General features: G+C 68.6%; 1 pseudogene. It reads right to left on the bottom strand.

The features are described 5' to 3' along the window. Window positions 1-258 (bottom strand): annotated as a pseudogene (locus tag KVT28_RS25550) (hypothetical protein); the annotation flags it as partial.

Genomic DNA, 258 nt, shown 5'->3' with positions numbered 1-258 from the left:
CAAGTCGATCAACTCCGGCGTGATCGGCCGGGATGTCCGCTGGGCGGGCAGGAACTCCCGTCCGGAGATGGTCAGAAAGCGGACCAGGCGCGGCGCGCCGAACAGTAAAGCGTCGTAGTCCTTGGAGGCCGCGGCCCAGACGTCGCCGCGGCGGCGTCCGCCACATACCGTTCTCGAACCGCGCGACGACGGGTGATCTCGGCCGTCTTCTCGACAGGCGGGCGGCCGTCGAAGACGAACACCAGCCGCATGCCGAAG

The organism is Pantoea sp. GbtcB22, assembly GCF_019091025.1.
In the GTDB taxonomy this organism is placed as follows: domain Bacteria; phylum Pseudomonadota; class Gammaproteobacteria; order Enterobacterales; family Enterobacteriaceae; genus Pantoea; species Pantoea leporis.
The sequence above is the reverse complement of the archived record's forward strand: the minus strand, read 5'-3'. Positions and strand labels throughout refer to the sequence as shown.